This window comes from Massiliimalia timonensis (assembly GCF_900186585.1).
Taxonomy (GTDB): domain Bacteria; phylum Bacillota; class Clostridia; order Oscillospirales; family Ruminococcaceae; genus Massiliimalia; species Massiliimalia timonensis.
This window is the reverse complement of sequence record NZ_FYDD01000003.1, coordinates 87,957-113,607: the sequence shown is the minus strand read 5'-3', so window position 1 is coordinate 113,607 and position 25,651 is coordinate 87,957. Positions and strand designations below refer to the sequence as shown.

27 protein-coding genes and 4 tRNA genes are annotated in these 25,651 nt (G+C 45.9%); 12 read left to right on the top strand and 19 right to left on the bottom strand.

Annotated features, from left to right (window positions below):
• Positions 1-7: 7 nt before the first annotated feature.
• The 7 genes from CIB36_RS02510 to CIB36_RS02480 form a co-directional block, all read right to left on the bottom strand.
• On the bottom strand, positions 8-595 hold the full coding sequence (locus CIB36_RS02510; RefSeq protein ID WP_093988949.1) for a hydrolase: 588 nt from the start codon (positions 593-595) through the stop codon (positions 8-10).
• Between the two features lie 16 nt (positions 596-611).
• Complete coding sequence (locus CIB36_RS02505) at positions 612-1,094, bottom strand: YbaK/EbsC family protein (protein WP_093988043.1); 483 nt, start codon at positions 1,092-1,094, stop codon at positions 612-614.
• An 83-nt stretch (positions 1,095-1,177) separates the two neighbouring features.
• Positions 1,178-1,435: a hypothetical protein gene (locus tag CIB36_RS02500; RefSeq protein WP_093988042.1), complete on the bottom strand. Its 258-nt coding sequence runs from the start codon at positions 1,433-1,435 to the stop codon at positions 1,178-1,180.
• A 141-nt stretch (positions 1,436-1,576) separates the two neighbouring features.
• A tRNA-Gln gene (locus tag CIB36_RS02495) sits at positions 1,577-1,652 on the bottom strand.
• A gap of 47 nt (positions 1,653-1,699) precedes the next feature.
• Positions 1,700-1,776, bottom strand: a tRNA-His gene (locus CIB36_RS02490).
• Positions 1,777-1,792: 16 nt separating this feature from the next.
• Positions 1,793-1,869 (bottom strand) — tRNA-Arg (locus CIB36_RS02485).
• Between the two features lie 31 nt (positions 1,870-1,900).
• Positions 1,901-1,974: transfer RNA gene (locus CIB36_RS02480), tRNA-Gly, on the bottom strand.
• A 202-nt stretch (positions 1,975-2,176) separates the two neighbouring features.
• Between CIB36_RS02480 and galU the strand changes: the two genes are divergently transcribed.
• Positions 2,177-3,049 (top strand): UTP--glucose-1-phosphate uridylyltransferase GalU, encoded by an 873-nt coding sequence (gene galU / locus CIB36_RS02475; RefSeq protein ID WP_093988041.1) that lies wholly within the window; start codon positions 2,177-2,179, stop codon positions 3,047-3,049.
• A 67-nt stretch (positions 3,050-3,116) separates the two neighbouring features.
• On the top strand, positions 3,117-3,980 hold the full coding sequence (locus tag CIB36_RS02470) for a tetratricopeptide repeat protein (protein ID WP_093988040.1): 864 nt from the start codon (positions 3,117-3,119) through the stop codon (positions 3,978-3,980).
• A 142-nt stretch (positions 3,981-4,122) separates the two neighbouring features.
• Here the strand turns inward: CIB36_RS02470 and fsa are convergent, their stop codons facing one another.
• The 4 genes from fsa to rpe all read right to left on the bottom strand — a co-directional run bounded on the left by fsa (position 4,123) and on the right by rpe (position 6,911).
• On the bottom strand, positions 4,123-4,776 hold the full coding sequence (fsa, locus tag CIB36_RS02465) for a fructose-6-phosphate aldolase (RefSeq protein ID WP_093988039.1): 654 nt from the start codon (positions 4,774-4,776) through the stop codon (positions 4,123-4,125).
• Positions 4,777-4,866: 90 nt separating this feature from the next.
• The gene (gene rpiB, locus CIB36_RS02460; RefSeq protein WP_407657462.1) at positions 4,867-5,322 is read right to left on the bottom strand and encodes a ribose 5-phosphate isomerase B; all 456 of its coding nucleotides are present in this window, start codon (positions 5,320-5,322) and stop codon (positions 4,867-4,869) included.
• 2 nt (positions 5,323-5,324) lie between these two features.
• Positions 5,325-6,248 (bottom strand): allose kinase, encoded by a 924-nt coding sequence (gene alsK / locus CIB36_RS02455; protein ID WP_093988038.1) that lies wholly within the window; start codon positions 6,246-6,248, stop codon positions 5,325-5,327.
• A 12-nt stretch (positions 6,249-6,260) separates the two neighbouring features.
• On the bottom strand, positions 6,261-6,911 hold the full coding sequence (gene rpe, locus CIB36_RS02450) for a ribulose-phosphate 3-epimerase (protein WP_093988037.1): 651 nt from the start codon (positions 6,909-6,911) through the stop codon (positions 6,261-6,263).
• 231 nt (positions 6,912-7,142) lie between these two features.
• Here rpe and CIB36_RS02445 point away from each other — a divergent pair, with 231 nt between their 5' ends.
• From CIB36_RS02445 to CIB36_RS02425, 5 genes are all read left to right on the top strand, one after another.
• Entirely contained in the window at positions 7,143-8,153 is a 1,011-nt protein-coding gene (locus CIB36_RS02445; protein ID WP_093988036.1) for a LacI family DNA-binding transcriptional regulator, read from the top strand.
• A 161-nt stretch (positions 8,154-8,314) separates the two neighbouring features.
• Positions 8,315-9,139 (top strand): GDSL-type esterase/lipase family protein, encoded by an 825-nt coding sequence (locus CIB36_RS02440; RefSeq protein WP_093988035.1) that lies wholly within the window; start codon positions 8,315-8,317, stop codon positions 9,137-9,139.
• Positions 9,136-9,615: a DUF4358 domain-containing protein gene (locus CIB36_RS02435; RefSeq protein WP_093988034.1), complete on the top strand. Its 480-nt coding sequence runs from the start codon at positions 9,136-9,138 to the stop codon at positions 9,613-9,615. Before CIB36_RS02440 ends, CIB36_RS02435 begins: the two co-directional genes overlap by 4 nt.
• A gap of 22 nt (positions 9,616-9,637) precedes the next feature.
• Positions 9,638-11,032, top strand: coding sequence for an MBOAT family O-acyltransferase (locus CIB36_RS02430; protein WP_093988033.1), 1,395 nt, complete (start codon positions 9,638-9,640; stop codon positions 11,030-11,032).
• A 14-nt stretch (positions 11,033-11,046) separates the two neighbouring features.
• A complete protein-coding gene (locus tag CIB36_RS02425) occupies positions 11,047-12,240 on the top strand; it encodes a DHHW family protein (protein ID WP_229408167.1) in 1,194 nt (397 codons plus the stop codon).
• Positions 12,241-12,445: 205 nt separating this feature from the next.
• Here CIB36_RS02425 and CIB36_RS02420 read toward each other — a convergent pair whose 3' ends face one another.
• From CIB36_RS02420 to CIB36_RS02405, 4 genes are all read right to left on the bottom strand, one after another.
• Positions 12,446-12,619, bottom strand: a complete 174-nt coding sequence (locus CIB36_RS02420) for a FeoB-associated Cys-rich membrane protein (protein WP_093988946.1) — start codon at positions 12,617-12,619, stop codon at positions 12,446-12,448.
• Between the two features lie 43 nt (positions 12,620-12,662).
• A complete protein-coding gene (gene feoB / locus CIB36_RS02415; protein WP_093988032.1) occupies positions 12,663-15,134 on the bottom strand; it encodes a ferrous iron transport protein B in 2,472 nt (823 codons plus the stop codon).
• A gap of 108 nt (positions 15,135-15,242) precedes the next feature.
• Positions 15,243-15,467, bottom strand: coding sequence for a FeoA family protein (locus CIB36_RS02410; protein ID WP_093988031.1), 225 nt, complete (start codon positions 15,465-15,467; stop codon positions 15,243-15,245).
• Between the two features lie 103 nt (positions 15,468-15,570).
• A complete protein-coding gene (locus CIB36_RS02405; RefSeq protein WP_093988030.1) occupies positions 15,571-15,783 on the bottom strand; it encodes a FeoA family protein in 213 nt (70 codons plus the stop codon).
• 230 nt (positions 15,784-16,013) lie between these two features.
• On the opposite strand from CIB36_RS02405, the gene CIB36_RS02400 reads away from it, so the two are divergent.
• On the top strand, positions 16,014-16,247 hold the full coding sequence (locus CIB36_RS02400; RefSeq protein WP_093988029.1) for a helix-turn-helix transcriptional regulator: 234 nt from the start codon (positions 16,014-16,016) through the stop codon (positions 16,245-16,247).
• Positions 16,231-16,686 carry a hypothetical protein gene (locus tag CIB36_RS02395; RefSeq protein WP_093988028.1) on the top strand — a complete coding sequence of 152 codons (456 nt, stop codon included), beginning with the start codon at positions 16,231-16,233 and terminating at the stop codon, positions 16,684-16,686. Before CIB36_RS02400 ends, CIB36_RS02395 begins: the two co-directional genes overlap by 17 nt.
• A 93-nt stretch (positions 16,687-16,779) precedes the next feature.
• Here the strand turns inward: CIB36_RS02395 and CIB36_RS02390 are convergent, their stop codons facing one another.
• From CIB36_RS02390 to CIB36_RS02375, 4 genes are all read right to left on the bottom strand, one after another.
• On the bottom strand, positions 16,780-18,087 hold the full coding sequence (locus CIB36_RS02390; RefSeq protein WP_093988027.1) for an MBL fold metallo-hydrolase: 1,308 nt from the start codon (positions 18,085-18,087) through the stop codon (positions 16,780-16,782).
• Positions 18,088-18,100: 13 nt separating this feature from the next.
• Positions 18,101-18,931 carry a carbohydrate ABC transporter permease gene (locus CIB36_RS02385; protein ID WP_093988026.1) on the bottom strand — a complete coding sequence of 277 codons (831 nt, stop codon included), beginning with the start codon at positions 18,929-18,931 and terminating at the stop codon, positions 18,101-18,103.
• Complete coding sequence (locus tag CIB36_RS02380; RefSeq protein WP_093988025.1) at positions 18,931-19,818, bottom strand: carbohydrate ABC transporter permease; 888 nt, start codon at positions 19,816-19,818, stop codon at positions 18,931-18,933. The genes CIB36_RS02385 and CIB36_RS02380 overlap by 1 nt, the downstream gene beginning before the upstream one ends.
• Positions 19,819-19,893: 75 nt before the next feature.
• Positions 19,894-21,189, bottom strand: a complete 1,296-nt coding sequence (locus tag CIB36_RS02375; RefSeq protein WP_093988024.1) for an ABC transporter substrate-binding protein — start codon at positions 21,187-21,189, stop codon at positions 19,894-19,896.
• Between the two features lie 233 nt (positions 21,190-21,422).
• Here CIB36_RS02375 and CIB36_RS02370 point away from each other — a divergent pair, with 233 nt between their 5' ends.
• From CIB36_RS02370 to CIB36_RS02360, 3 genes are all read left to right on the top strand, one after another.
• The gene (locus tag CIB36_RS02370; RefSeq protein WP_093988023.1) at positions 21,423-23,186 is read left to right on the top strand and encodes a sensor histidine kinase; all 1,764 of its coding nucleotides are present in this window, start codon (positions 21,423-21,425) and stop codon (positions 23,184-23,186) included.
• Between the two features lie 162 nt (positions 23,187-23,348).
• Positions 23,349-24,938 (top strand): response regulator transcription factor, encoded by a 1,590-nt coding sequence (locus tag CIB36_RS02365; RefSeq protein WP_229408213.1) that lies wholly within the window; start codon positions 23,349-23,351, stop codon positions 24,936-24,938.
• Positions 24,939-25,016: 78 nt separating this feature from the next.
• A complete protein-coding gene (locus CIB36_RS02360; protein ID WP_093988021.1) occupies positions 25,017-25,601 on the top strand; it encodes a GNAT family N-acetyltransferase in 585 nt (194 codons plus the stop codon).
• Positions 25,602-25,651: the final 50 nt, after the last annotated feature.

The window sequence follows — 25,651 nt, the reverse complement described above, 5'->3', positions numbered from 1 at the left end:
TGGGTGCTTACTGCTGTTTCCCCTCTAGGAAATACGTTGCCTCCATGTCGGCCGTGCACAGTGCGAAACTCAGCGGAAACCGTTCAAAGGAAGCGCCCACATTGCGGATATCCTCTGTTCCCGAAAAGCCCATATGATAGCGGATCGCAAACGCCTCTTCCCGGCTCAGGCGCATAAATCCGGTAATGATATAAACCGATTTTTCCCCATGCCCATATGGAAGCTTGTCTTCATACTCAAAGGTATCGACAGAGCGCCACACTCCGTCCTCGCCTTTCACATTCCGTTTTCCCGGCCTATAACAGTTGATCTTGCAAATATCATGCAGCAGGGATACCACCGCGATCGTTTCTTCTGAATATTGAAGCTGGTAAACTTCCTTTACACGCTCCCTCGCCAGATAATCTTTCAGGCAGTGATAAACATTCACGCTGTGTTCTGCCAATCCGCCCGGATAAGCGCCGTGGAACCGGGTAGACGCCGGCGCTGTGAAAAAGTCACTCTGCGGCGACAATAAATAATCCAGCAGCTTTTCCGCCCCCTCACGGTGGATATAGGCGCGGTATAATTCTAAAAATTCCTCCCGAAAATCCATTTGATCCTCCTGTCCTTTATTCAACCGGGTCCTCCCAGTTTTTGCACACATCCACCCACCCAGCTGCTCCTGCATACTGTTCCAGCTCCGGTATCGTCAGCCAGACTGCACTGTTGCTGCTTCCGCAGGCGGGAAACACCGTTTCAAACCGCTTTAAGGAAACATCCAAAAAAACCGTGACCCCTTCATTGACAGCAAAAGGGCATACTCCGCCTACTGCGTGCCCGACTAAAGCCTCCACGTCGCCAGCCGGAATCATCTTTGCTTTCTCATGGAAGGTCGCTTTGTATTTTGCATTGTCAACTTTTGCATCCCCTGCGGCAACAACCAAAATACATCCTTGAGCTGTTAGAAACGACAGTGTTTTCGCGATCCTTTCCGGTGCGCAGCCCAATGCCTGCGCTGCCAGCTCTACCGTTGCGGACGAAACATCAAATTCCTGAATGCGCTCTGCGATCCCCAATTTTAAAAAGTATTCTCTTACCCGTTCTATTGCCATACTATCAGCTCCTTTTTTGAACACCAAGATCCTTCAGGCATCTATGCATGATCTGGTTATAATATTTAAAATATAGGAGATACTTATTTCAAAGTGTATTTATCGCTGAACGCCTTTTTCTCAATCACGCCATCTAAACCTTTGGAACTTTTGATAGAATATTTATCTCCTTTTGAAAAAGGGCCGGATATGTCTTTTAATTCAAAATTCTCACCAAATATTTTAGAGGTCTTCAATTTCCCGGTAAAGGTTTCCTCCAGTTCACCCATATCCTCTCCAAAAAGCCCGTCTTTCCGGTAAAGATGCAGTTTTCCACCTGATTTTTTAAAATAAAACTCCATACTATCGCTCCTTTTTATAGGTAGAAGTTTGCGAAGCCGCCGCCCAAAGAATCAATAATCTAATGTAACAATATCATTGATAAAGAACGATGTCAATCAATAAAAAAGGTCTGAACACAAAACAAGCATGTGTTCAGACCCTGGTTGGGCTAGTTGGATTCGAACCAACGGAATGCTGGAGTCAAAGTCCAGTGCCTTACCGCTTGGCTATAGCCCAATGAATAAAATAAAATTCTCCAACACTTTCGTATTCGAGAATTTTAGTGGGGTGGGTAGAGGGATTCGAACCCTCGGTCTCCAGGACCACAATCTGGCGCTTTAACCGACTAAGCTATACCCACCATATGTTATTTAAATTGGCACGCCCAACAGGATTCGAACCTGTGGCCTACTGCTTAGAAGGCAGTTGCTCTATCCAGCTGAGCTATGGGCGCATATCTGCCTGTCCGAAAACAGCACAAAAATTGGAGCGGGTGATGGGAATCGAACCCACGCGACCAGCTTGGAAGGCTGGGATTCTACCATTGAACTACACCCGCACAGGTCACTGCGCTTCAGCAACGTAATATATTATATCAGGAGGCTTTCATTTTGTCAACCATTTTCTACAAAAATTCAGCCCGCCTACAAAAATTGGTAAACCTGATAAAATTATGAAAATCTTTCGATTTATCCTGTTGAACCATTACAATACCTATGTTATAATAATATAAAATACTAAAAAACGACGAGGAACTATTTATGAAGATCAAAAAAGCTGTCATCCCAGCGGCGGGCTTAGGCACCCGTGTTTTACCAGCTACTAAGGCAATGCCCAAAGAGATGCTTACCATCGTGGACAAGCCTGCCATTCAATATATCGTGGAAGAAGCCGTTAAAAGCGGGATCGAGGATATCTGCATTATCTTGAGCAGAGGAAAAAATGTGGTAGAGGACCATTTTGACCGCGCTCCGGAATTGGAGCAAAAACTAGCTGACAGTGGAAAAATACAGATGCATGATGAGGTCCTGCGGATCGCGGAAATGGCAAATATCACTTATGTCCGCCAGCAGCAGCCAAAAGGGCTGGGACATGCCATTATGTGTGCACGGCCTTTCGTTGGGAACGAACCGTTTGCTGTCCTGTACGGGGACGATGTGATCATGGGCGAACATCCTGTCTGCAAACAGTTGTTAGACCAATATGAGACATATGGGCTGGGCTGTGTCGCCATGAAAGAGGTCCCGTTTGAGCAGGTGACCCGATACTCCTCTTTGAAAATCAGTCCGTTAAAGGACAATGTATACAAGGTCACGGATATGGTAGAAAAGCCGGCCACCCCAGAAACGGCATTCTCCAACTTTTCGATCCTGGGGCGCTGCGTCCTTCCGCCGGAGATCTTTGGGATCTTACGTGGCATCCCTACCGGGGCGGGCGGAGAATACCAGCTCACCGATGCGATGAAGATCCTTGCCCAGCAGGCCGGAATGATCGGGGTCGATTTTCTGGGTACCCGGTATGATATGGGGAACAAATTAGGGATCATGCAGGCCGCAGTTGAAACCGCCTGTAACCACCGGGAAATCGGGGAAGACTTTAAGCTCTATTTAAAAGAATTTGTAAAAACACTGTAGGAGAAAAACTTCCCGCTTAAAGCGGGAAGTTTTTTATGACATAACTTTTTGAAAGGCCCGGGTCCTTATGAACAAAAAAATACTGTTTCGCCGTCTCCTTTTTTCCCTGATCATCGGCCTTTGCGCCGTCGTTATGGTCATGGGCGCTTTCGAGGGCAGGGACTTTTCCTTTTATCTCAAAGCATTGCTGCCCACCGCCGCAGGGATACTAGGATTAGCCAGCACATTTTACACCTCGTTAGATAAGCAGAAAACCGATCAAATGAAGCATGATTTTCAGGAGGCCGCATCGAACCACTTCGACGGATGTCCAAAGGCTAAAAAGCTATTTTATAAAGGCTATCGGGCCTGGTACGGCGATCATTACGACGCCGCTTACCATTATTTAAAAAAGGCGGTTAAAGCTGCAGAAGCCGGCCGCGCCAAAGCCCGTGTTTTATTTTTGATCGGCCGGATCGCTGTGGAAGAAAAGAAGACTGGCCGCGCTATCGAATACCTGAAATACGCGCTGGAGGAAGATCCCTCTTACGATATGGCGTGGTCTAATCTGGCAACAATTTATTTTGATTCCGGCCAGCCGGGTGAAGCGGTTAAATGCTGTGAAAACGCTATTTTTTATAATCCGCGCAACGCTTTTGCCTACAATAAGCTGGGAGGATACTACTTCAAAACCTCTGATTACGAAAAATCAGTCCCGCTTTTTGAACGCGCACTGAAAGAACTTCCCCAGCATCCGGTGCTGCGGATGAACTATGCCCATGCGCTTTCCATGGCCGGCCGCCGGCAGGAAGCACTGAAAAATTATCAGGCCGCGCTCAATGCTGGATACCGGGATCCAAATCAGGAAATATTGGCTGTTCTGGAAGAAAACCTTGCCATAGCAGGACGACTTTCTCGGGAAAGTGATCCTGCTATGGCTGAAGAAGCATAAACATAAAAACCGCCTTTATTTTATAAGGCGGTTTTTATGTTTCGTGCAGCAGTCCGTTCCAGAACACAGATCGTCTGTCCTTATCCCAGTACCACGTCCCAAAAAGGCCGGCAACTTAAGCTGCCGGCCTTTTTTATATTCATTATTCACCGAAAACCGCTTTATGGTCTGCCTGGAATTTTGCAATCCCCTGGTCGGTCAGCGGATGTTTTGTCATCTGTTCGATCACGCTGTATGGAACCGTTGCAATATCAGCCCCTGCCAGCGCGCAATCGGTGACATGGATCGGGTTTCTAACGCTTGCCGCGATGATCTCGCTTTCAATGCCATAGATCTGGAAAATTTCTGAGATCGTGCGGATCAAGTCGATCCCCGGAGAGGAAATATCGTCCAGTCTGCCTAAGAAAGGAGAAACATAAGTAGCGCCAGCCCTTGCAGCCAGTAAAGCCTGATTCGCGCTGAAGATCAACGTTACATTCGTTTTGATACCCTCTTTAGCCAAAACCTTGGTCGCTTTCAAGCCTTCTACAGTCATTGGGATCTTGACCACCATATTGGGATGGATCTTCGCAATTTCCCGGCCTTCTTTGATCATTCCTTCTGCGTCAACGGTGGTCGCCTTTACTTCCCCGCTGATCGGTCCGTCTACAATAGAAGCGATCTCGCTGATCACTTCATTAAAATCTCTGCCTTCTTTTGCGATCAGGGATGGGTTTGTTGTAACACCACAAATAACGCCCATGTCATTTGCTTTTTTAATGTCTTCTACATTCGCTGTGTCAATAAAAAATTTCATTGTAATTCCTCCCCAGTATCATGAATTATTATTTTTAGTATAAATTATAGTCCTTTTTACTGGCTTAGTCAATAAAATTCTATCCTTCAACTAATCTGCGATTTTTCCAGTCTGCTCGATCTGTGCAATCTGGTCAATCCGCACTTGGTGGCGCCCCCCTTCATATTCTCCATTGAGCCACTGCTCCACGATCATCAGCCCTAAGTCCTTCCCCACTACCCGGGAACCCAAAGAAAGCATATTGGTGTTGTTGTGCTGGCGGGACAGCAAAGCGGAATAACAATCGGAGCATACTACGCACCGGATCCCCTTTACCTTGTTTGCCGCAATGGAAATACCGATCCCGGTACCGCAGCAAAGGATCCCTTTTTCGCACTCCCCGCTTGCTACTGCGTTCGCCGCTTTTAGGGCAAATTCCGGATAGTTGCACCGCTCTGTGCCATAGGTCCCAAAGTCACGGTATTCCAAGTTATGTTCTTCCAAATATTCAATAATATGTTTTTTCAGTTCAATTCCAACGTGGTCGCTTGCTAATGCAATCATGATCATTATTCTCCTTTTCTTTGCTCTAATATTTCACGCGCATAAATCGCCGCGCCGTAGATCCCGTTTTCCCCCTGGTTATCAGAATAAACCAGCTTCAGGTTGTCTGCCGGCAGCGGTTTACGGCTGTGCTTGTAAATGTAATGCTCCAGCTTTTCCCGCGGGAAATCCGGCATGGAAAGCACGCCGCCGCCCAAAATAATGACTGCTGGATTTAAAATATTGATCTCTGTGGTGATAGGCAGGGACAAATGCTCCAGATAACGTTCCATTTCCGGCGTGTCGCCGTACACAGTAAAGAGCTGGTTGATCTCCACATCCGGGAAACGTTTTTCCCGCAGCTCCACCAGATATTTTCCCCCTACATGGCTTTCCATACAGCCTTCATTCCCACAGTTGCAGATATCTGTTTTGTCCCATACCGGAATATGTCCCAGTTCCCCGGCAGCCCCATCATTTCCGATCAAAACTTTTCCATCCACGGAAATAACGTTGCCGATCCCTGTACCGATGTAACAGGCGATCAGCACGTCCTTATGCGGGATCTTATGCTGCATAAGGTCATAGTAAAAGAGCATCGTTACATCTTTTTCTAAAAGGACTGGAAAAGAAAAATGCGGCTGCAATACCTCTTTGACATTTCTGCCGCTGAACCCTTTGATGTTTGGCGCGTTCCATACGGTGGAGCGGTCGCGGCTCATTGCAGCCGGAATCCCCGCAGCCAGCGCGATGACCTGCTTGTCTTTGGCAAATTCCTGCAAATACCCCTTTAAGTATTCCGCAAGGCTTTGAATGGTGTCGTCACCGTACAGAATGCTCTGCTGGGATATTTTTTGATACCCGCTCAGGTTCCCCTCTTCATCGACTAGTCCCAAACGGATATTGGTCCCCCCGATATCTACTCCTAACACATAGGTATGCTCTGTCATGCTGTTTTCCTCCTAACTCTGCTTTAACCGGGCAATAATGGTTCCATAATCCTCGCCTTTTCCAAACAGAGCCGAGGTGCCCAGCACAAAGCCGCTGACTCCCATCGCAGAAAGTTCGACGATCTTTTGTGGCGAAATAGCGCCATCCACCATGATCTGGAATCCGTATTCCTCTTTCATGGCAGCCAGTGTTTCGATCTTCCGGTTTACAAATTCCAGATATTTCTGGCCGGCAAATCCCGGGTTCACTGTCATCACCAGCAGGTAATCGGTCAACGGCAGCAGCTCCCTCACCGTTTCAACAGAGGTGCCCGGATTGATGGCAAGCCCTGCCTTCTTTCCAGCAGCACGGATTTTCCCCAGCGTTCTTGTTGGATGAAGGTCTGCCTCCGAATGGACATAAATAATATCAGCGCCCAAATCAGCAAACAGATCTACATATTCTCCCGGGTTTTGGATCATCAGATGGACGTCTACCAGTTTGCTTGTCAGCTTGCGGATACAGGCAACATCCTGCAGCCCCATCCCAAAATTCGGCACGAAGCTGCCATCCATGATATCCAGATGGAAAATATCGCTTCCCGCTTGGTCCAGCGTTTCCACTTCTTCTTTCAGACAGTCAAAATTTGCACACATCATAGACGGGCAGATCAGTTTTTCCATATCAAGTCCTCCTTTTATCCATTCAGTAATAAATGGGTAATCGTTTTCCCATCTTTATTATTACAGTTTCTGCTTTAAAAGTCAATCCAAGCAGAAAAATTTGTTGTTTTCCCCAACAATTTCACCTTATTTTTAGAATATCGCCCAATTTTTAACACTTAGATTTACATTCCCAGTTCTTTCTGGTATGATAGATTGAGTAACATTACTCAAAATGAAAGGGAGAGTTTTGTGAGAAACAAAAAAAAGGTGTCGATTAAAGATATTGCACGGCTTTCCGGTGTATCTGTAGCTACCGTGTCAAGGGTGATCAACCATAACGGACGATTTTCTGAAGAGACCCGCAAACGGGTGGAAGCTGTGATCGAACAATACCACTACACCACAAATATGGCTGGAAAAAGCCTGCGGGAAAGTAAGACCAATACCATCGGGGTGATCGTTCCCGATATCACGAACGAGCTATTTTCCCAGATCGTTCTGGAACTGGAAAAATTCTTTTTTGAACAGGGCTTTTCCGTGTTGATCTGCAATACAAATGAAGAAACGGAAAAAGAGATCGCCTATTTCCGGATCCTGGAAGCCAAAATGGTGGCTGGGATCGTCTGCATTTCAGGCAGGGAAGACCTTCCGCAGTCAGCAGAGGAAATGGGGATCCCGATCGTCTGTATCGACCGCAAGCCCAAAGGGAAAACAGATGTCGTATATGTTGAATCAGACCATTATCTAGGCGGATATATCGCCACAGAAACATTGATCCAAAAAGGGTGTGAAAAGATCCTGATCCTGTCTAAGCAAAAGGCCCTTTCCGTTAACACCCAGCGGATGAACGGATACCTAGACGCCCTCAGGCATTACCGCCTACCTGTGCGGGAAGAGCTGATCGTACCATTGGACGACGACAGCTCCAATTTTCAGGAAGCTCGTGACCGGATTTTTTACATGGTAAAAAAAAGGGTGCCCTTTGACGGGGTGTTTGCTACCAATGACTGGCGCGCTTACGGAGCTTTGGTCGCCTTGCAGCAAAATGGGATCGCAGTGCCCCAACAGGTTAAAATTGTTGGTTTCGACGGGACTTCTGTTTCAGAATACTGCTATCCACCGATCACTACGATCCAGCAAAACAAAAAGGAACTTGCTTTGCAGGCTGCCCAAATCCTTTTGCGGATGATCCAAGGGGAACCTATCCTGCAAAAGCATTTTGTCCTGCCTGTGGCCCTGATCGAACGGCACACCACGTAACTAAATTTTGTAAACAAATTTCCTATCTATTTAGATGTTTTTTCCCTTTGTATGACATAATGTTATCATTCTGGTTACAATCTTTTTTGAGCATTGTTGAGGATAAAAATCTGTGGTACAATAGAAAATAAGAAAGAGAATATGGAAAGGAATATGTGGCTATGAAATCTAATGTAAAGCTTATCGCTGTTGCCAGCGGGATCATAGTGGTCATGCTCGTTGCTATTATTGTAATTATCGTCATGGGAAACAAGGCAAACCGGATCTCAGAAAAAGCGCTGGAAACCGGATCGGAAAAATTACAGACTGCTGAACAAGTATCGGTCAAGGATTCTGAAGAATCCATTGACGCCCTGCTGGAAAAAGAGAAAAAAGAAGCGGAAGAAAAGGCCGCCTCTTCCCAAAAAGAACAGGAGCAGGAGAAACCTGTCAAAAAAGAAAAATTAAGCAACAAAGAGATCAAAACGATCTTTAAGGATTCTGTTTTTGTTGGGGATTCCCTAACAGAGGGGATCGAAGTTTATCAATTTCTTTCCAAAAGTAATGTAGTCTATCATCGCGGGATGAGCGTTCCCCAGATGGGAGACCTGTCGGATACGATCGTAGGCCTGAACCCTAAACAGGTTTTTCTGTGGTTTGGGATGAATGACCTCATTTATTTTAGCGGTGACGCGGACAAGTTTGCCGAAGCTTATGCGGAACAGATCAAAGCTTTGCAGAAGAAGCTTCCGGATGCAACGATCTATGTCAACAGCATTCTGCCTATCCGGGAAAATGCAATCAAAAAGAAAAGTGTGTTCAAATATTATGAAGATTATAATGGAGCATTAGAGGATATGTGCCAGAAGATGGGCATTACCTTTATCGACGCCACCGCACTGGCAGAAGCGCATTCTGACCAGTTTGAACCAGATGGTATCCACATCAGTTCCACTTTCTATCCTTATTGGTTTAAAAATGTTGCGGAAAAGGCTGGACTGTTATGATGAAATGGATACCGTGGGTAAAATATGGCCTGCTCGCCTTGTTAGCATTATTTCTAGTCGCACTGTGCTGGACCGATAATTATCCGGACAAGCCGATCTCAGAAATTGAAGAAGCTTTGTTAAAGGAGCAAAGCGTTGCGTCGCTCCATAAGGGGAATGCCAATGATTTGCGCCGTTATTACGGCTTGGATGAAACCATGTTTGATGGCGTTATCTTGTATCTTTCAGAAGCTACTATGGAAGTGGATGAGCTTCTGGTCGTGAAAATGAAATCTACCGACCAGACAGAAACGGTGGAAAGCGCGGTCGAAAAACGCGTAGAACAGCAAAAGGAAAGTTTTGAGGGATACGGTGCGGAACAGACGGCACTGCTTTCCAACCATGTTTTAGAAATAAAAGGGCAATACGTTTTCTTCGGCGTTTCTAAAAATGCCCAGCTTTGGGAATCTGAATTTATCCAAGCGATCAAAAAATAATTGTTAGAAAGGATTCCACAGTATGGTTTTCAGTAGCATCTTCTTTTTATTTCTGTTTCTGCCGCTCGTCCTGCTGGCGAACTTTCTGGCGCCTAAATTTATTAGGAACGCGATCCTTTGGATATTCAGTTTAGTCTTCTATGCGTGGGGAGAACCAGTTTATGTTATTTTGATGCTCTTCTCCACAGTATTTAACTATGTCATGGGGCTGGACATTGAAAGCCGCCAGTTAGACCGCAAGGCTGCGCGGAACAGTTTGATTTTAGCAGTCGCCGTGAACCTTTTCATCTTGGGATTTTTTAAATATTCCGGCTTTTTAATCGACACGGTAAACCAGATCTTCTCTGTCGATATTCCGTATAAAAAGCTGTCGCTGCCGATCGGCATCTCATTTTACACTTTCCAGACTTTGTCCTACATTTTAGATATTTACTGGAAAAAGATACGGGCACAGAAAAACTTTATCAATTTCGGGCTCTATGTTGCCATGTTCCCGCAGCTGATCGCGGGGCCGATCGTCCGTTATATCGACATTGAGCCGCAGCTGACCGAACGGCGGGTCACCTTGGCTTCGTTTGGCTTGGGTACAGAATATTTTATCAAAGGCCTTGCCAAAAAGGTCCTGCTGGCCAACAGCTTGGGAATGGTCTACACCTCGGTGCAGGAAATGCAGGTCGGTACTTTTTCTGTACTGACCGCATGGGTAGGGATCTTGGCCTATACGTTCCAGATCTATTTTGATTTCAGCGGATACTCTGATATGGCGATCGGATTGGGAAAAATGTTTGGGTTCCAATTCATGAAAAACTTCGACTATCCGTATATCTCCACCAGTGTTACAGAATTCTGGCGCAGGTGGCATATCTCTTTGGGAAGCTGGTTTCGGGAATATGTCTATATCCCATTAGGCGGAAACCGGGTATCGGTGCCCAAACATATCCGAAATATCCTGATCGTCTGGGCGCTGACCGGGCTGTGGCACGGAGCCAGTTGGAACTTTGTGCTGTGGGGGCTGTATTACGGCCTTCTGCTGCTGGTGGAAAAATATTTCCTGACGCCTTTGCTCCAGCGCTGCCCGTCCTGGGTCAAACACCTTTATACCATGCTCTTTGTGATCATTGGCTGGGTGCTTTTCAGCAACACTTCTATTACAGATGCATTTGGCTATTTGGGAAACCTATTTGGAGTAACCAACGGCGGGATCATAGACCCTACAGGGCTGTATCTGTTAAAGACGAACCTGATCCTCATGGTTTTGGCTGTTTTGGTATGTACCCCTTGGGCTTACAACCAGTTTAAACGCCTGATCCAAAAATTCCCGGCAGGAGCCATTGTCATAAATCTGATTCTATGGTTAGTCAGTGTGGCTTATCTGGTTTATGAAACCTATAATCCATTCCTGTACTTCCGCTTTTAGAAAGGAGCTTTACGGTGAAGCGCAAAATGGGAAAACAGCTTGCATTGTTCGCAAGAATTATGGCTGCTGCGTTTTTATTGATCCTTGCCATTTTAGTTGTCTGCAATACGGTTACGAAAGATCGGGACTTTTCTGAAAAAGAGAACCGGGTGCTTTCCGGAAAGCCGGACTTTACTTGGAGCAGGCTCACAGATGGACGTTATATGACGCAATTTGAAACTTATGTCAATGATCAGTTCGTTTTTCGGGACGGCTGGATCCAGCTAAAGACCTTGTCGGATACGCTGCTTGGAAAAAAGAAAGAAAACGGCGTGTACCTTGGGAAAAACGACCGTCTGCTGGAACAGTTCACCGCACCGGAGGATACTGCTGTTACAGAGCTTACTAATGCGGTCAACAGCTTTGCCAAACGCCATGAAAAGTTAAAGCAGTATTTTCTGCTTGCACCTACTGCGGTAAATATCTATTCGGAAGATCTGCCTTTATGGGCGCCTGCCGAAGATCAAAATAAAGTCATGGATTCCTTTTTTGGGAAGCTCGACACCTCGCTGATTCAAAAAATCGATGTTCGGTCTGCTTTTGAGGCGGAAAAGGAAGCGGACCTGTATTACCATACAGACCATCATTGGACGACGAATGGCGCTTATCTGGCATTCCAAACGGCCGCAGGCGTTATGGATTTAGATCTAAAAGCTGTTTCTTACGAACACTATCCGGTAACTGATTCCTTCCAAGGTACCCTGTCTGCCAAAAGTGGGTTCTTAAATGGGAAAAAGGAATCTATTGAAGCGTATTTTCCCCAGCAAACGACCCCTTACATCGTCAGTTATGTGGAAGAACAGAAAAAGGAAGCTTCTGTATTCCAAAGCGAAAGCTTAAAGACACGGGACAAATACAGCCTCTTTTTTGGAGGAAATCACTCCTTGATCGAGATCCAAACAGCCTCCTCCCGCAATAAACGGTTGCTGGTCCTGAAAGATTCTTACGCCAACTGTTTTATCCCCTTCTTGATTCCTTATTACCGGGATATCGTGATCGTAGACCCGCGTTATTATTATGACAGCATCGACCAGCTGATCGAGGATTATGATATTCAAGAAGTCCTGTATCTGTATAATGCAAATACTTTCTTCTCCGATACTTCTCTTCAGCCGGCATTGCAGGCAGTTGACGAAGCTACCACGGAAGAACAATCTACAAAAGAGTAAAAAAAGGCAGCTGTTTCCAGATCAAGGAGACGGTTGCCTTTTTTGTTTTAAAGAAGTCACTGTTTTTCTTTTCTGTTCTTTTCACGGGTCCCTAAAAGGCTGGAATCTAAATCTCTTAATATCATAAACAAGAAAAGGGCTGGTGAAACATATATTTCACCAGCCCTTTTCCAAGGATAAAAATACAGTAATAAACCGAGAGGAACTATTTCTTATGGCAGAGGGAGGAACTTGGACAATCCTTACAACCACAGCCGCAACTACAAGCACTGCCATTCTTCCTGTCCTTCACCAATTTCCGAATAACCAGTATGATCACCACAAGCAAAACCAGCCCAATGACGATCGTTCCAATGTTATCGGCCAAAAATTCTAGCATCCAGCCCACCCCCATAAATTCTTTTTTCTTTTATTATACACGATTATACGCGAACTTTCACGGTCAATTTATTTTTTTCATGATACGGACGGAACAGCAGGTACAGGATCAGCGCAACGATCAGGAACGCCACTACAGTTCCAATTCCAAATGCCCCCGTCGTGAACAGCATGCCAAGCTGGTAAATGCACATAGAAACCGCATAAGCGAAAATGCACTGATAACCGATTGCAAACCATGTCCATTTCGCACTGTTCATCTCTCTGCGAATTGCACCGATCGCCGCAAAGCAAGGCGCGCACAGCAGATTGAACACCAGGAAAGAATATGCAGACAGCATCGTGAATTCCATTCTCATCGCGTCCCAGATCTGCCAGCCGTTTTCCGCTACTTCATCCAGTCCGCCGTACAGTACGCCAAAGGTACCTACTACGTTTTCTTTTGCGATCAAACCGGTCACTGCGGCAACAGCTGCTTTCCAGTCGCCCCAGCCTAATGGTGCAAAGAGCGGGGCGATCACTCCGCCGATTGCCGCCAAAATAGAATTGTTCAGGTCGGTGACTCTGCCAAAGCTTCCATTTTCCACGCCATACCCCTGCAAGAACCACAGCAGGATCGTAGACAAAAGGATAATGGTACCAGCCTTTTTAATAAAGGACCAGCCGCGTTCCCACATGCTGCGCAGTACATTCCCAACAGTCGGCAGATGGTAAGCCGGCAGTTCCATTACAAATGGAGCCGGATCGCCTGCAAACATCTTGGTCTTTTTCAGCATAATACCAGATAAAACAATCGCGGCTACCCCTACGAAATAAGCACTGGGCGCCACCCACCATGCGCCTTGGAACAATGCGCCTGCGATCAATGCAATGATCGGCAGTTTTGCGCCGCATGGGATAAAAGTGGTCGTCATGATCGTCATTTTGCGGTCACGGTCATTTTCAATGGTACGGGAAGCCATAACCCCCGGGACACCACAGCCTGTACCGATCAGCATCGGAATAAAGGATTTTCCGGACAACCCAAATTTGCGGAAGATACGGTCCATAATAAATGCAATTCTTGCCATATAACCGCAGCTTTCCAAAAATGCCAAGAAGAGGAACAATACCAGCATCTGCGGAACAAAGCCCAATACAGCGCCAACACCGCCAACGATACCGCTCAAAATCAGGTCTTGGAGCCAGTCAACGCAGTTGATCGCAGTTAAACCGTCTTCGATCAATACCGGGATACTTGGCACCCAGACCCCATAATCTGCCGGGTCTGGTTCACGAACGGCCACTGCTGATTCAAAATCCTGCAAAGCTACGGGGATCGTTTCAGCCACTTCCCCGGTTTCATCGTCCATGACCTCTGCTTCCCCGGTCAGCCCAGCAGCCTGTGCCTCAGTTTCAAAGGCAGCCAATGCGGTTTCATCCAACTCTCCGTCTTCCCAAGAAGCACGCAGGGCTTCTACATCGATCCCAGCAGCCTCCGCAGCGTCGAAGTAGGCTTCTGTTTTCAGGCTCGCATCGCTGAACTCGTCTGATTTTTCTGTATATTCCGAACTTCCGATTCCAAACAAGTGCCAGCCGTCGCCGAACACCCCATCATTTACCCAGTCTGTCGCCATCGTTCCAACCGTTGTGACAGAAACATAATAAACGATCACCATAACGATCGCAAAAATTGGAAGCGCCAGCCAACGGTTAGTAACGATCCGGTCTATCTTGTCCGAAACGGTTAATTTCCGTTTGCTTTTGGTAACGTAACAATGCTCAATGATAGATGACAGATAGGTATAACGTTCATTTGTAATGATACTTTCGCTGTCATCATCCATTTTTTCTTCTGTTTCTTTCACGATGTCCTCTACTTCGGGGACGCAGTCCAATAACTCTTTGATCTTTTCATCGCGTTCAAATAGTTTGATCGCAAAGAAGCGTTTTTCCTCTTCTTTTACGCCCGTGATTTTTTCTTCGATCTGCGTAAGGACATTTTCTACTTCCTCCGCAAACTTATGTACCGGGGCAGTAGGCAATCCTTCCTGAGCCAAAAAAACGACCTTTTTCGCCGCTTCCTGAATACCTATGCCTTTTAATGCAGAGATCTCAACCACAGGGCAACCCAGTTCTTGTCCCAAACGGGCAACGTCGATCACGTCATGATTCTTTTTCACGACATCCATCATGTTGATCGCGATCACTGTCGGAATCCCCAATTCCAGCAGTTGGGTGGTCAGATACAGGTTTCTTTCCAAGTTCGTCCCATCTATGATATTTAAGATCGCATCCGGATGTTCATGGATCAGATAATTCCTTGCAACTACTTCTTCCAAAGTATAGGGAGAAAGAGAATAAATACCGGGCAGGTCGGTAATCACAACATCCTTGTGCCCCTTTAATTTTCCTTCCTTTTTTTCTACTGTAACGCCGGGCCAGTTCCCCACAAACTGGTTAGAACCTGTCAGCGCATTAAATAAAGTCGTTTTCCCACTGTTCGGGTTACCGGCCAGTGCAATTTTTATTGGCATTGTGATCGTCCTCCTTACAAATAACCAAACTGGTTCAATTACCATAAGGTTAGCGTTCGCTAACCTTATGGCTTAAAAAAATCAGAAGCACATTGTACTTCTGTATTTTTAATCCGTTACTTCGATCATCTGCGCGTCAGCTTTTCTCAGCGAAAGCTCGTAACCACGGATATTGACCTCCACCGGGTCTCCCAACGGCGCTACTTTACGGATAAAAACCTGAACGCCCTTTGTAATGCCCATATCCATGATCCGGCGTTTTACAGCGCCTTCTCCATGCAGCTTGACAACCGTTACCGTACTGCCCAGCTTTGCATCCTTCAATGTTTTCATTGTGACCTTCTCCTCTCTATCAAAAACAGAGAAAACCGAACCAAAACGGCTGTCCGCCCTTACTCTGCGCAGACAACCTTTCTTGACCGGAAAACTCTCCGTCTTATACCATGATCTTATTCGCCATCTCCTGGCTGATCGCAATTCTGGAATCCTTGATGTTTACGATGACGTTTCCATGGTTTTCTGCCACAACCGAAACCCGGCTGCCAACAACAAACCCAAGCGTTTCCAGGAACTTTCTCACTTCTTCTTTCCCACCGATCCGCTTAATCTCATTCACTTCACCGGCACGGGTCATTGTTAACGGCATCATAATTCCTCCTCTTATTGTTAGTAAGAGCTAACCTTTTAAGTAATTTATAGTTAGTTCAAATTAACTAACTATAAATTACCACATTATTCTTCTTTTGTCAATACATTTTTAAAATTTTTCCTCCCGCCATTTTAGCTTTCTGCCTTCTTTCTCTTGACAATCAAGACGCATCATGTTATTATGAAGTAAACTTCATGTGAAGTTTACTTCATAATAACACAAGGTGAACTATGAAAACAAAGGTAAAAGAATTAAGAACCGCGGCCGGCCTCACGCAGCAACAACTCGCCAAAGCCGTTTACGTTTCAGCTCGAACAATTATCTCTATTGAAAAGGAACAGTACAGCCCTTCGCTGATGCTAGCCTACCGCATTGCCAAACTGTTTGGCACTACGGTGGAAGACTTGTGCTGTTTAGAAGAAAATAAAAGATTGGAGGACCAGAAGTATGAAGAGCTTTCCTAGATCGACTTACTCGGAAAAAATCCGGCGGCGGATCCGCCTGTCCTGGACCATCATCGTTGTTATGCTGATATATATGGTCGTGGTCGTAGAGCTTGGCGGAGGAGATTCCAGGATCATGAGTGATTTTGCCACAGCAGCCAGCCGAATCATTTTTTTCGGCGGCCTGATCTATCTGGTTTCCCGGATCTGCTACCACAAGAAACTGCTGAAAAACCGCCAGCTCTTAAAAGATCATCTGCGTGCTGAACAAGATGAGCGGAATCAATACCTGCACGATAAAAGCGGAGGTACTGTACTGGATGTTTTGCTTATCTGCCTGCTTTTTATGACATTCACCGCCGCGCTCTTTGATATGGCGGCCTTTTACACTGCTGTATCGGTCTTAGCGCTTGCTGTTCTGTTAAAGCTCGTGTTCTATTATATCGCTAGCCACACTTAAGCGCTACACATGATTTAAAACGGCAGCAAAAGGGCAGTCCTTTATGGACTGCCCTTTTGCTGTATTCATAATCAAAGGAAAGATAGTAAGTGATCAACAGATTTTAGACTTTACGACCCACATAGCCGCCTTTTGATAAGAAACTGTATAAACTGTTTCCGTGACCCAGCTATTCGTTCCTGGTTCACAGAAAAGGGTCTCATCATGATTGAGCAGCTTCTCGCAAAGGACTACAAAATCTTCCAGCACTTCAAAACACAACGGATTATAGTATTCTCCGTGTTTCTGTTCGCCAAATTCCTGGCACCGGTGCCCTCCATACCAAATATAATCCTTTAAGGCTTCTTGATAGGTCAAAAAGTGTTTCACAGACTCCAGCAGGTCGGACACATTCATCGTTCCCGGAATCGCCATCAAAACGCCGGTCCCGGAACCGAATGCATCTCCCGAAAACAAACAGCGGTGCGCATGGTCGACAAATACGACTGAACCCGGCGTATGGCCGTATGCGGCGAGCACTTCGACTTTCACCCCGCCAAGATCGATCACATCGCCCTCTTCCACAGGGATATACTTTGTAAAATCAATGGAAACACCAGGCATCATGGCATGCAAAAACTCCATGGGCAGTTGCCCCTCTCTCGGGGAGCAGTAAACCTTGTCAAATTCATCTACGTGAAGCATATGGTCTCCGTGCGCATGGGTCAGGGCAAGCTCTACCGGAAGCTTTGTCAAAGAACGCACCAGCGGTAAAACCGGGCCTTGGTTCATCCCAGTGTCAACCAAAAGCGCTTTTTCTTCCCCTTCGATCAGGTAGAAAGATTCGATCGCCCCAGCTTCGATGCTCCACAGCCCTGGTTTTAACCAATGCACTTCATACTGCGTTTCCTTGGTCTGGCTAAAAAGCCAAGTCAAAGCGTCACTGCTCAAAAATTCTTCTTCTACAAAATCCGCCCATTCGCTGCCAATTGTACGCAGGGAGCGGATCAACTGCTGTGCGGAAAAACGCTCCTGTTTCTCTCCCGCATAAGCTCTTATCGGCAAAAACTTCGCATCACGGACCGGCACCAGATGTTCCGCCCCGCCGTCGATGCAGCAGCCGGCCAGAACACGGGAATAAGCGCCCGCCACGGTCCAAGCAAGTTCAGATAGGCTGTTCCCACCAATTAAGTAAAGCCGGGTAAAATCTGCTGCCTGCTCCCCAAACACGGTTAGTACCTCTTCCATCATGGAAGGGACATCCCTCCATTTTTCCGGGTCGGAAACCACTGCCGCCGCACTTCCCTGTTCGGTCAGCTTTGGCAGGATCTTAGCGGCCTCTGCTTCACTGGCAAGCACAAGCGTCGCCGAAGACACAGCTTTTTCCCGCGGCAGAATTACTGTCAAATTCTTTTCAGACATCAAAGCTTCCCCCTTACTTGATGGCGCCCGAGGTCAGTCCGCTGGTGATATAGCGCTGGGCCAAAATGTAGATCACAACGATCGGCAGCATGGACAAGGTAAGACCCGCAATAAACAGGTTCCATTGCGCGCTGGTAGAGCTTTTGAACATATACAGGTTTACGGTAATGGTGCGAAGGCTTTCATCGCCGTTTAAGATACTCGGCAGCAAAAAGTCGTTCCAGGACCACAGGAAGAACAGCACGCCTACTGTTACAGTGGTAGGTACCAGAAGCGGGAATACCACCTGCATCATGGTTCTCCAAATCCCGCAGCCGTCCAAGGTTGCCGCTTCTTCCAATTCCCTTGGGATCCCCTTTAAAAATCCAACAAAGGTCATTACACCGAATGCAGTAAAGAAGCCGCTGTTAAAGATAACAAGCCCGATGAGGGTATTGTTCAGGTGCGCATTTGTCGCCAAAACAGAGATCGCGATCATGACTGTGTGGAACGGGATGATCTGTCCCAGCACGAACAGCATATAAAAGAAGGTAGAGATCTTTCCTTTCAGATGCGAGATCCCATATGCACAGAAGAAGGAGAACAAGGTTGCGATCACAACGGTGCTGACTGTTACAAGCACCGTATTCCGGAATACCGTCCAGAAATTCATGATCTCCATAGCTTCAGTAAAATTATCCAGATAAAGGCTGGTAGGAAGCGCTATGAAATTGGTTAAAATATCTTTATTGGGTTTAAATGCATTGCTGATGATCAGGAAAACCGGAAGCATGAAAATGATCCCCAGCAATAAAACGACTGCCCCAAGCACGCCGTATTTTGTTTTCTCTTTTGAGGCTTTCATTATGCTTCAACCTCCCGTTTTCTAGTGATGCTCAGTTGAATGATCGTAACGATCGCGATGATCAAAAATAAAATGACTGATTTTGCGGAACCGTATCCGGTTTTAAAGGAGCCAAACGCATCGTTGTAAATATTCAGCGCAACGGTCTGGGTGCTCTTGGATGGGCCGCCGGCAGTCAAGGCGAATGGGATATCAAACGCTTTGAACGCCCCCGCGATCGAAACAAACAGGTTGATCGTAACGGTAGACATCAACAGCGGCAGTTGGATCTTGATGATCTTTTTCAGCCCAGTGCAGCCGTCAAGGGTGCTTGCTTCTAAAACATCCTGCGGGATCGTCTGCAAGCCCGCCAAGTAAAGCATCATCAAAAAACCGGTTCCCTGCCATACGCTGACGATGATCACGCTCACCGTTGCCATGGTCGGCGTGCCAAACCAGCTGACGTTTGCAAGGGATTCCAATCCAATGGATTCCGCGACTGACGGAATCGCGCCGGTGAAAATAAAGATCCATACAAACGCGACCATAACGCCGCTGATAATATTAGGGATAAAAAACATAGCGCGGGAAACAGTTTTTCCAAAAATTTTCTCATTTAACAGGAACGCTACAAAGAAAGCTAGGATATTGGTTCCGATAATGGTGAACACAGCTAAAATCATGGTAAACAGCAGGGAATGTAAAAACGTGGTATCGCTAAACAACTTTACATAATTTCCAAAGCCGATCCAGTCTTTATTTCCTTCGATCAGGTTCCAATCATAAAAGGAAGATGGGATCGTCCCGGCCAGCAGCGGGCCCACCAGCCCAAAACAATACAGCGCCAAAGCAGGAAGGATCAAAAGGATATAAAATTTTCGATTCTTTTTGTATAGCAAATCTGACATTTATCTCACCTCATTAAAAAGGAACGAGGAAAGAGGGTGTCCTCTTCCTCGCTCCCTCTATTATCTAATGTTTCATTAGCTAATCAAATCTGCGTACTGCTGATCTAATTCTTTCAGAACAGTGGCCTGGTCTTTAGAACCTGCGAAGTAACCCTGCACGGTATCGCCAACGATCGTCTGGGTACCTGCTGCTAACTGCTGGTAAACCCATGGACGGGTGTTTTCTTCACTTACATATTTCTGGTAATCAGTCAGATAATCGGCGGTATATGCGCCTTCATAGTCCATGCAGACCGGTGCGGCGCCCAAGGAATCAGCGGTGTTTGCGATCCAGCCCTCTTTATCAGTGTTATCGCTCATGTAATCCAACACTTCCAAGGTCTGATCAACGTGTTTGCCGTCTTTGTTCACAGCGACACAGATCCCAACGTCAACATCAAGTTTTGCGTCAGCCGCATTGTCAGTCATCGGAACAGCGAACAATCCAACCGGCAGGTCTGGGTTGATGCTGGCCATATTCAGCAGAGAGAATTCGCCGGAGAACAGCATCGCGGCTTCTCCGTTAGCCAGTGCATTAAAGCCTGCGGTGGAGTCAGCGTCCATATAGTTGTCGCCGGAATTTTCTTTCATGATGTCCAGGAAGCGGAACATCGCATCTGCATTTTCCACATCAAAGGAACCGGTGCCGGCATTCATAGATTCGATCCAGTTGTTCATGTCATCCTGCAATGCAGCGCCCAGCAGACAACTGAAGGTATGGTTTTCCGTCCAGGAATCCTTATAGGTAGCAGCCAGAGGGGTATAACCCTTTGCTTTCAGTTTTTCACATGCATCTTCAAATTCAGAAATAGTAGTTGGAACGGTTTCGATTCCGGCATCTTTAAACATATCCTTGTTGTAGAAGATCCCCAGCATTTCCTGAACCATAGGATAAGCATAAAGCTTTCCGTCATATTCGCAGCTTGCTTTCGCGGAATCATAGATCCTTTCCGCAAACGGCTGGTCGCTTAGGTCTAAGGTCTTGCCATTTTTCGCAAACTGTGCAACCTGTGCGTATGGGCTTAGGAAAAACATATCCGGCAGGTCGTTTGCAGCGGTTTTAGCGCCTAGGAACTGGTTGTAGTCACCGGACTGCATTTCCACAGAAAATTTGATCTTGTCCTGACGGGAGTTGAATACATCTGCACCTTTATTGAAGTTATCCGCAGCGCCGGAACCCCAAACGGCCATTTTTACTTCTACAGTTTCTCCGCTGTTGGAAGCAGCTTTGCTGCCGTCGTTTCCTTTGTCATCAGAAGAGCCGCAGCTCGCCAAACCCGCGGTCATCAGCATTGCCAATGCGATGCTCATAATTTTGGATGTTTTTTTCATGTTGATATCCTCCTTCATATTTGGGCAGGCTGTCCCGCCCACAAAGACATATCTGACAGGTTTTTTGTTCTGTCTTTCGTTATCTTTATCATAACACAGTATTTTGCACAAATTAAGTGCACAGTTTATGACATTCCGTACACAGTTTTTTACTTTTCATTCGCAAATTGATGCTTTTGTTGTAAAAATAAGTTATAATATTAGTGAATTTGTCAACTCAAGGAGTTCTTTCTATGAAACATCTAATCACCCGTTTTTTAAACAGGTTTAAAATAAAATATAAATTCATCATTGTGGTGCTCCCTTTTTTGCTGATCAGCTATTTTATTATCGGCGCGGGCGCCTATTTGTGGATGTACTGCCAAACCAAAGACCTCATCACATCGCAGGCAGAACAGAACATCATGGAAAAGGTTTCACTGTTTGACAGCTATATGGACGATCTCCTGTTATCAACGGATAAGCTGCTGTATGCTCCCACTATGCAGCGGGCATTACAGATAGAGCAGGCCGCCCTTTCTCAGGAGGAATATCTTGCCCTGAAAGATACCATGCAGTCTGAGATATACGATTATTTTACCAAAGGGGATAATTCCCTTTATGACGTCAATATCCGGAATGTCTACCTGATGAATGACTATCATGAATTTATTGTAACAGATGCGTTGTACAGCTATACGCTTGGAAATGTACGGATGCTGATCCAAGAGTATGAGCCCCATGCGCGCAGACTGCACGGAAAGGTGTATCTGGCAAACGAGAAGCCAAACCATTTGTATTTTGTCCGTACCATCTATCAGGGAGACATCGACCACTCTGACGATCAAATCGGTATGATCATCTTAGACTTGAACCTGTGCTTCTTTTCGGAAGAGATCATTGCCAACAATGTCAATGACAACATTTCTTTTGCCTTATTGGATAACCAAAATCAGGTGGTATCTAACCCTTCTGGATTGAGCGATGAAAACTGCTCCTCCCTGGTATCTAATTCCTCCCAGCGCTTTGACGGAAATACTTATAAAGGGATCACACATGAATCTGCATACAGCGGCTACAAAATTATCGGCATCATCAACGAAAGCGGCTTGTACCATGATTTTACGATCACTTTTATCTTGGTCATGCTGGCGCTGGTGCTTTCGATCGTTATCATCTTTTGTGCGATCGTATTTGCCTCTAACACGATATCCCAGCAATTCCAGCAATTTATCAAAAGGCTGAATGACACCGATTCCTTCGGGGAGCAGGCGCTGATCCGGGCGAACTCTCACGATGAGTTCCGGGACCTGACAGAAGTTTATAACCAGATGCTGCAAAGGGTGCATACCCTGACCTATACTGTTTATGAAAAGGAGCTTTCCATCAAAAATGCAGAGATCAAGGCCTTTCAGGCTCAGATCAACCCCCACTTCCTTTACAATACATTAGACTGCATCAATAGTTTGGTAGGAATGGGGAAAACTGAGGAAACGCAAAAAACAGTTACCGCCCTTGGAAATATTATGCGGATGACCATTAAAGGGCCGGATATGGTCACGATCCAGCAGGATGTTGATTTTATCAACCAGTACCTGTTTATCCAAAAAATGCGCCATCAGGATAAGATCTTGTTTTTAGTGGATATCCCTCCAGAGCTTTATTCCTATCGGATCCCTAAATTGATTTTACAGCCACTAGTGGAAAATGCAGTGATACACGGTGTTTCCGACCTGCTCGGCCAAGGAATGATTGCTATCATCGGCCGCGAAAAGGAGGATGGGATCCGTTTTTATATCCGTGATAACGGGAAAGGCATGGACCAAGGGCTTGCAGATGAGATCAACTGCTATACCGCGGGCGAAGATCCACATAAGCTCAGCAAAAAATCCAGTATTGGGCTGTTAAACATCCAGCATCGGCTGAAGCTACTATACGGTGCAGAATATGGGCTTGCAATCCACCGGCTTTCCAATGGAGGAACCGAGATCACCGTTAACTTCCCAAAACAAAACTAGCCTGTTTTCCTTAACCTTTTCTATCACCTCAAAATTTTATAAAAACCAGAAAAACCCCCTCTTTTCAAGGTGTTTTGGCAACAATATCTATTGAACGAAAAGCCTACTTTTTTCATTCACCCGAATGATCGAACTGTCTAAAGGAGTGATTCTTTGAATATTATGATCGTCGATGACGAGGCGTTGATCCTGCAAAAATTAGTTGATATGGTCGCCGGCTCTACCCTTGGGTTCCAGCAGATATTCCGGGCCTCCAATGTCGATGAAGCATTGGATATCTTTGAAAAGGAAAAACCAGAAATTATTTTGACCGATATCCGGATGCCTCAAAAAAGCGGGTTGGATCTGGCAAAGTATATCCATGATTATTTTCCGGATCATATCATTATTTTGATCACCGGCTATGCAGAATTTAATTACGCCAAATCCGGTATTGAGTACAATGTTTTTGACTATATCCTCAAGCCGATCGAACAGCAGGCTACCCTTGCCTGTATTGAACGGGCGCAGAAATCATTCCGGCAAAACAAAAAACAGCAAAACCTGTACAAGATCTTCCACAATTATTTTTCGGATAATTATCAGCTGTTAAAACGTCAGTTTTTGGAAATGCTGCTCTTCCATCCGGTAGAACCTAACTCCTCTTTGGTCAAACAGCAGGAAGAGCTGTTTCAATTTTCTTTTCAGGAATACCGGCTGGCAGCGTTCCAATGCCTGTCATCTATGGCGCAGCCTCAGCCGGAAGAGGAATATTATAATACTTATCTGGTAGAAAAATACTTGAAAGAACATTTTTCAGAACCGATCTGCTATTCCTTCAGCAATATCCTGTTCTTTTTGTTCCCTTATACCAGCGGATCGCCCGCGCAGGATAAGCGTGATTTAGTGCGTCTGCTTTCCCAAACCAAGGCCGCGATCGAAAGCTCCTGTTCTGTTTCCCTGCAAATTGGGATCAGCAATGCCTCCCGTTCGATCCAGCAGTTAAAGATGCTGAAAAAACAAACGAGCCTATGTCTGGATTATCAGAAAAATATCCCAGACCATGATATGATCTTTTATGAGGACATTGCGCAGGGAGAGTCTGCCGCATATGATGTAGATGACCAAATCAGCTTTTTGAACACGCATATTAAATCCGGCAACAAATCCCAGGCGCTCAGTACCCTGAAAGACCTCTTTGAAGCAATGCGCGGCGCCCCTGATAACCTGGTCTGGGGGACCTGCAATCTAATTATTTCCAACCTTTCCTTTATCCTGCACGAATTTCATCTGGAACAGGAACAGGTAAACTATTTTATCAGCCAGATGAACCAGCTTTTGACCGCGCAGCAGGACCCGGATCTTTTGATGCAGTATTTTTTAGGCTGGGTTGGGCAAATCTGCGATGCGATCAACGAGTCTTATAAAAACAAGGGAAACCTGATCATCAGCAAGGTGCAGGAATATATCAATCAAAACTTCGCCAGCCAAATCGGGCTGACCGACGCCGCCGACGCTGTAGGCCGAAACGCTTCCTATGTTAGCCGGCTAATCAAACAATATCTGGGGAAAAGCTTTACCCAAATCCTCACCGAAAAACGGATTGCCGAAGCAAAACGTTTATTGCAATCCACCAGCTTAAAAATCGGGGAGATCGCAGAACAGACCGGTTACCCAAATCTGCGTTACTTTAACCGGATCTTTAGCTCGCATGTCGGTATGACCGCGAACGATTACCGCAAGGTGGTCACTACCCTTTTGATCGATGAATGATCCTCTTGATCCGCCTCAAACTTTTGGAATAGTTCACAACAAGTAATACGTAAGACTCATAAAGGAGGAAAAAAGCGAATGAATACCCCGGCACTGGAAACAGATCGCCTGATTTTAAGGAAATTCACCGAAAAGGATCTGGCAGCATTGCTTGATATCTATCGCGATAAAGAGGTAAATATCTATTTGCCATGGTTCCCGCTGGAATCAATGGCAGATGCCAAAGCCTTTTTTGAGGAACGGTATGAAGCGGTTTATACGCAGCCCTGCGGCTACCGATATGCTATCTGCTTAAAACAGGATGATATTCCGATCGGCTACATCAATGTCAGCACTGACGACAGCCATGACCTTGGCTATGGGCTGCGAAAGGAATTTTGGCATCAGGGCATTGTGAGTGAGGCGGCAAAAGCAGTCGTCGAGCAGGTAAAAAAAGACGGTATGACCTACATCACAGCCACACATGACATCAATAATCCCCGCAGCGGAAATGTAATGAAAGCTTTGGGGATGAAATACCAGTATTCCTACGAGGAGCTATGGCAGCCAAAAAACTTTCTTGTGACGTTCAGGATGTATCAGCTGAATTTTGACGGAAACGACGAAAGGGTATACCGGGAATATTGGGACCGTTACGAAAATCATTTTGTGGAAGCTTTATAATTAGGCGCTTTGGCTTGTGTGCTAGCTTATGCTTAAACAAAAGAAGAGGG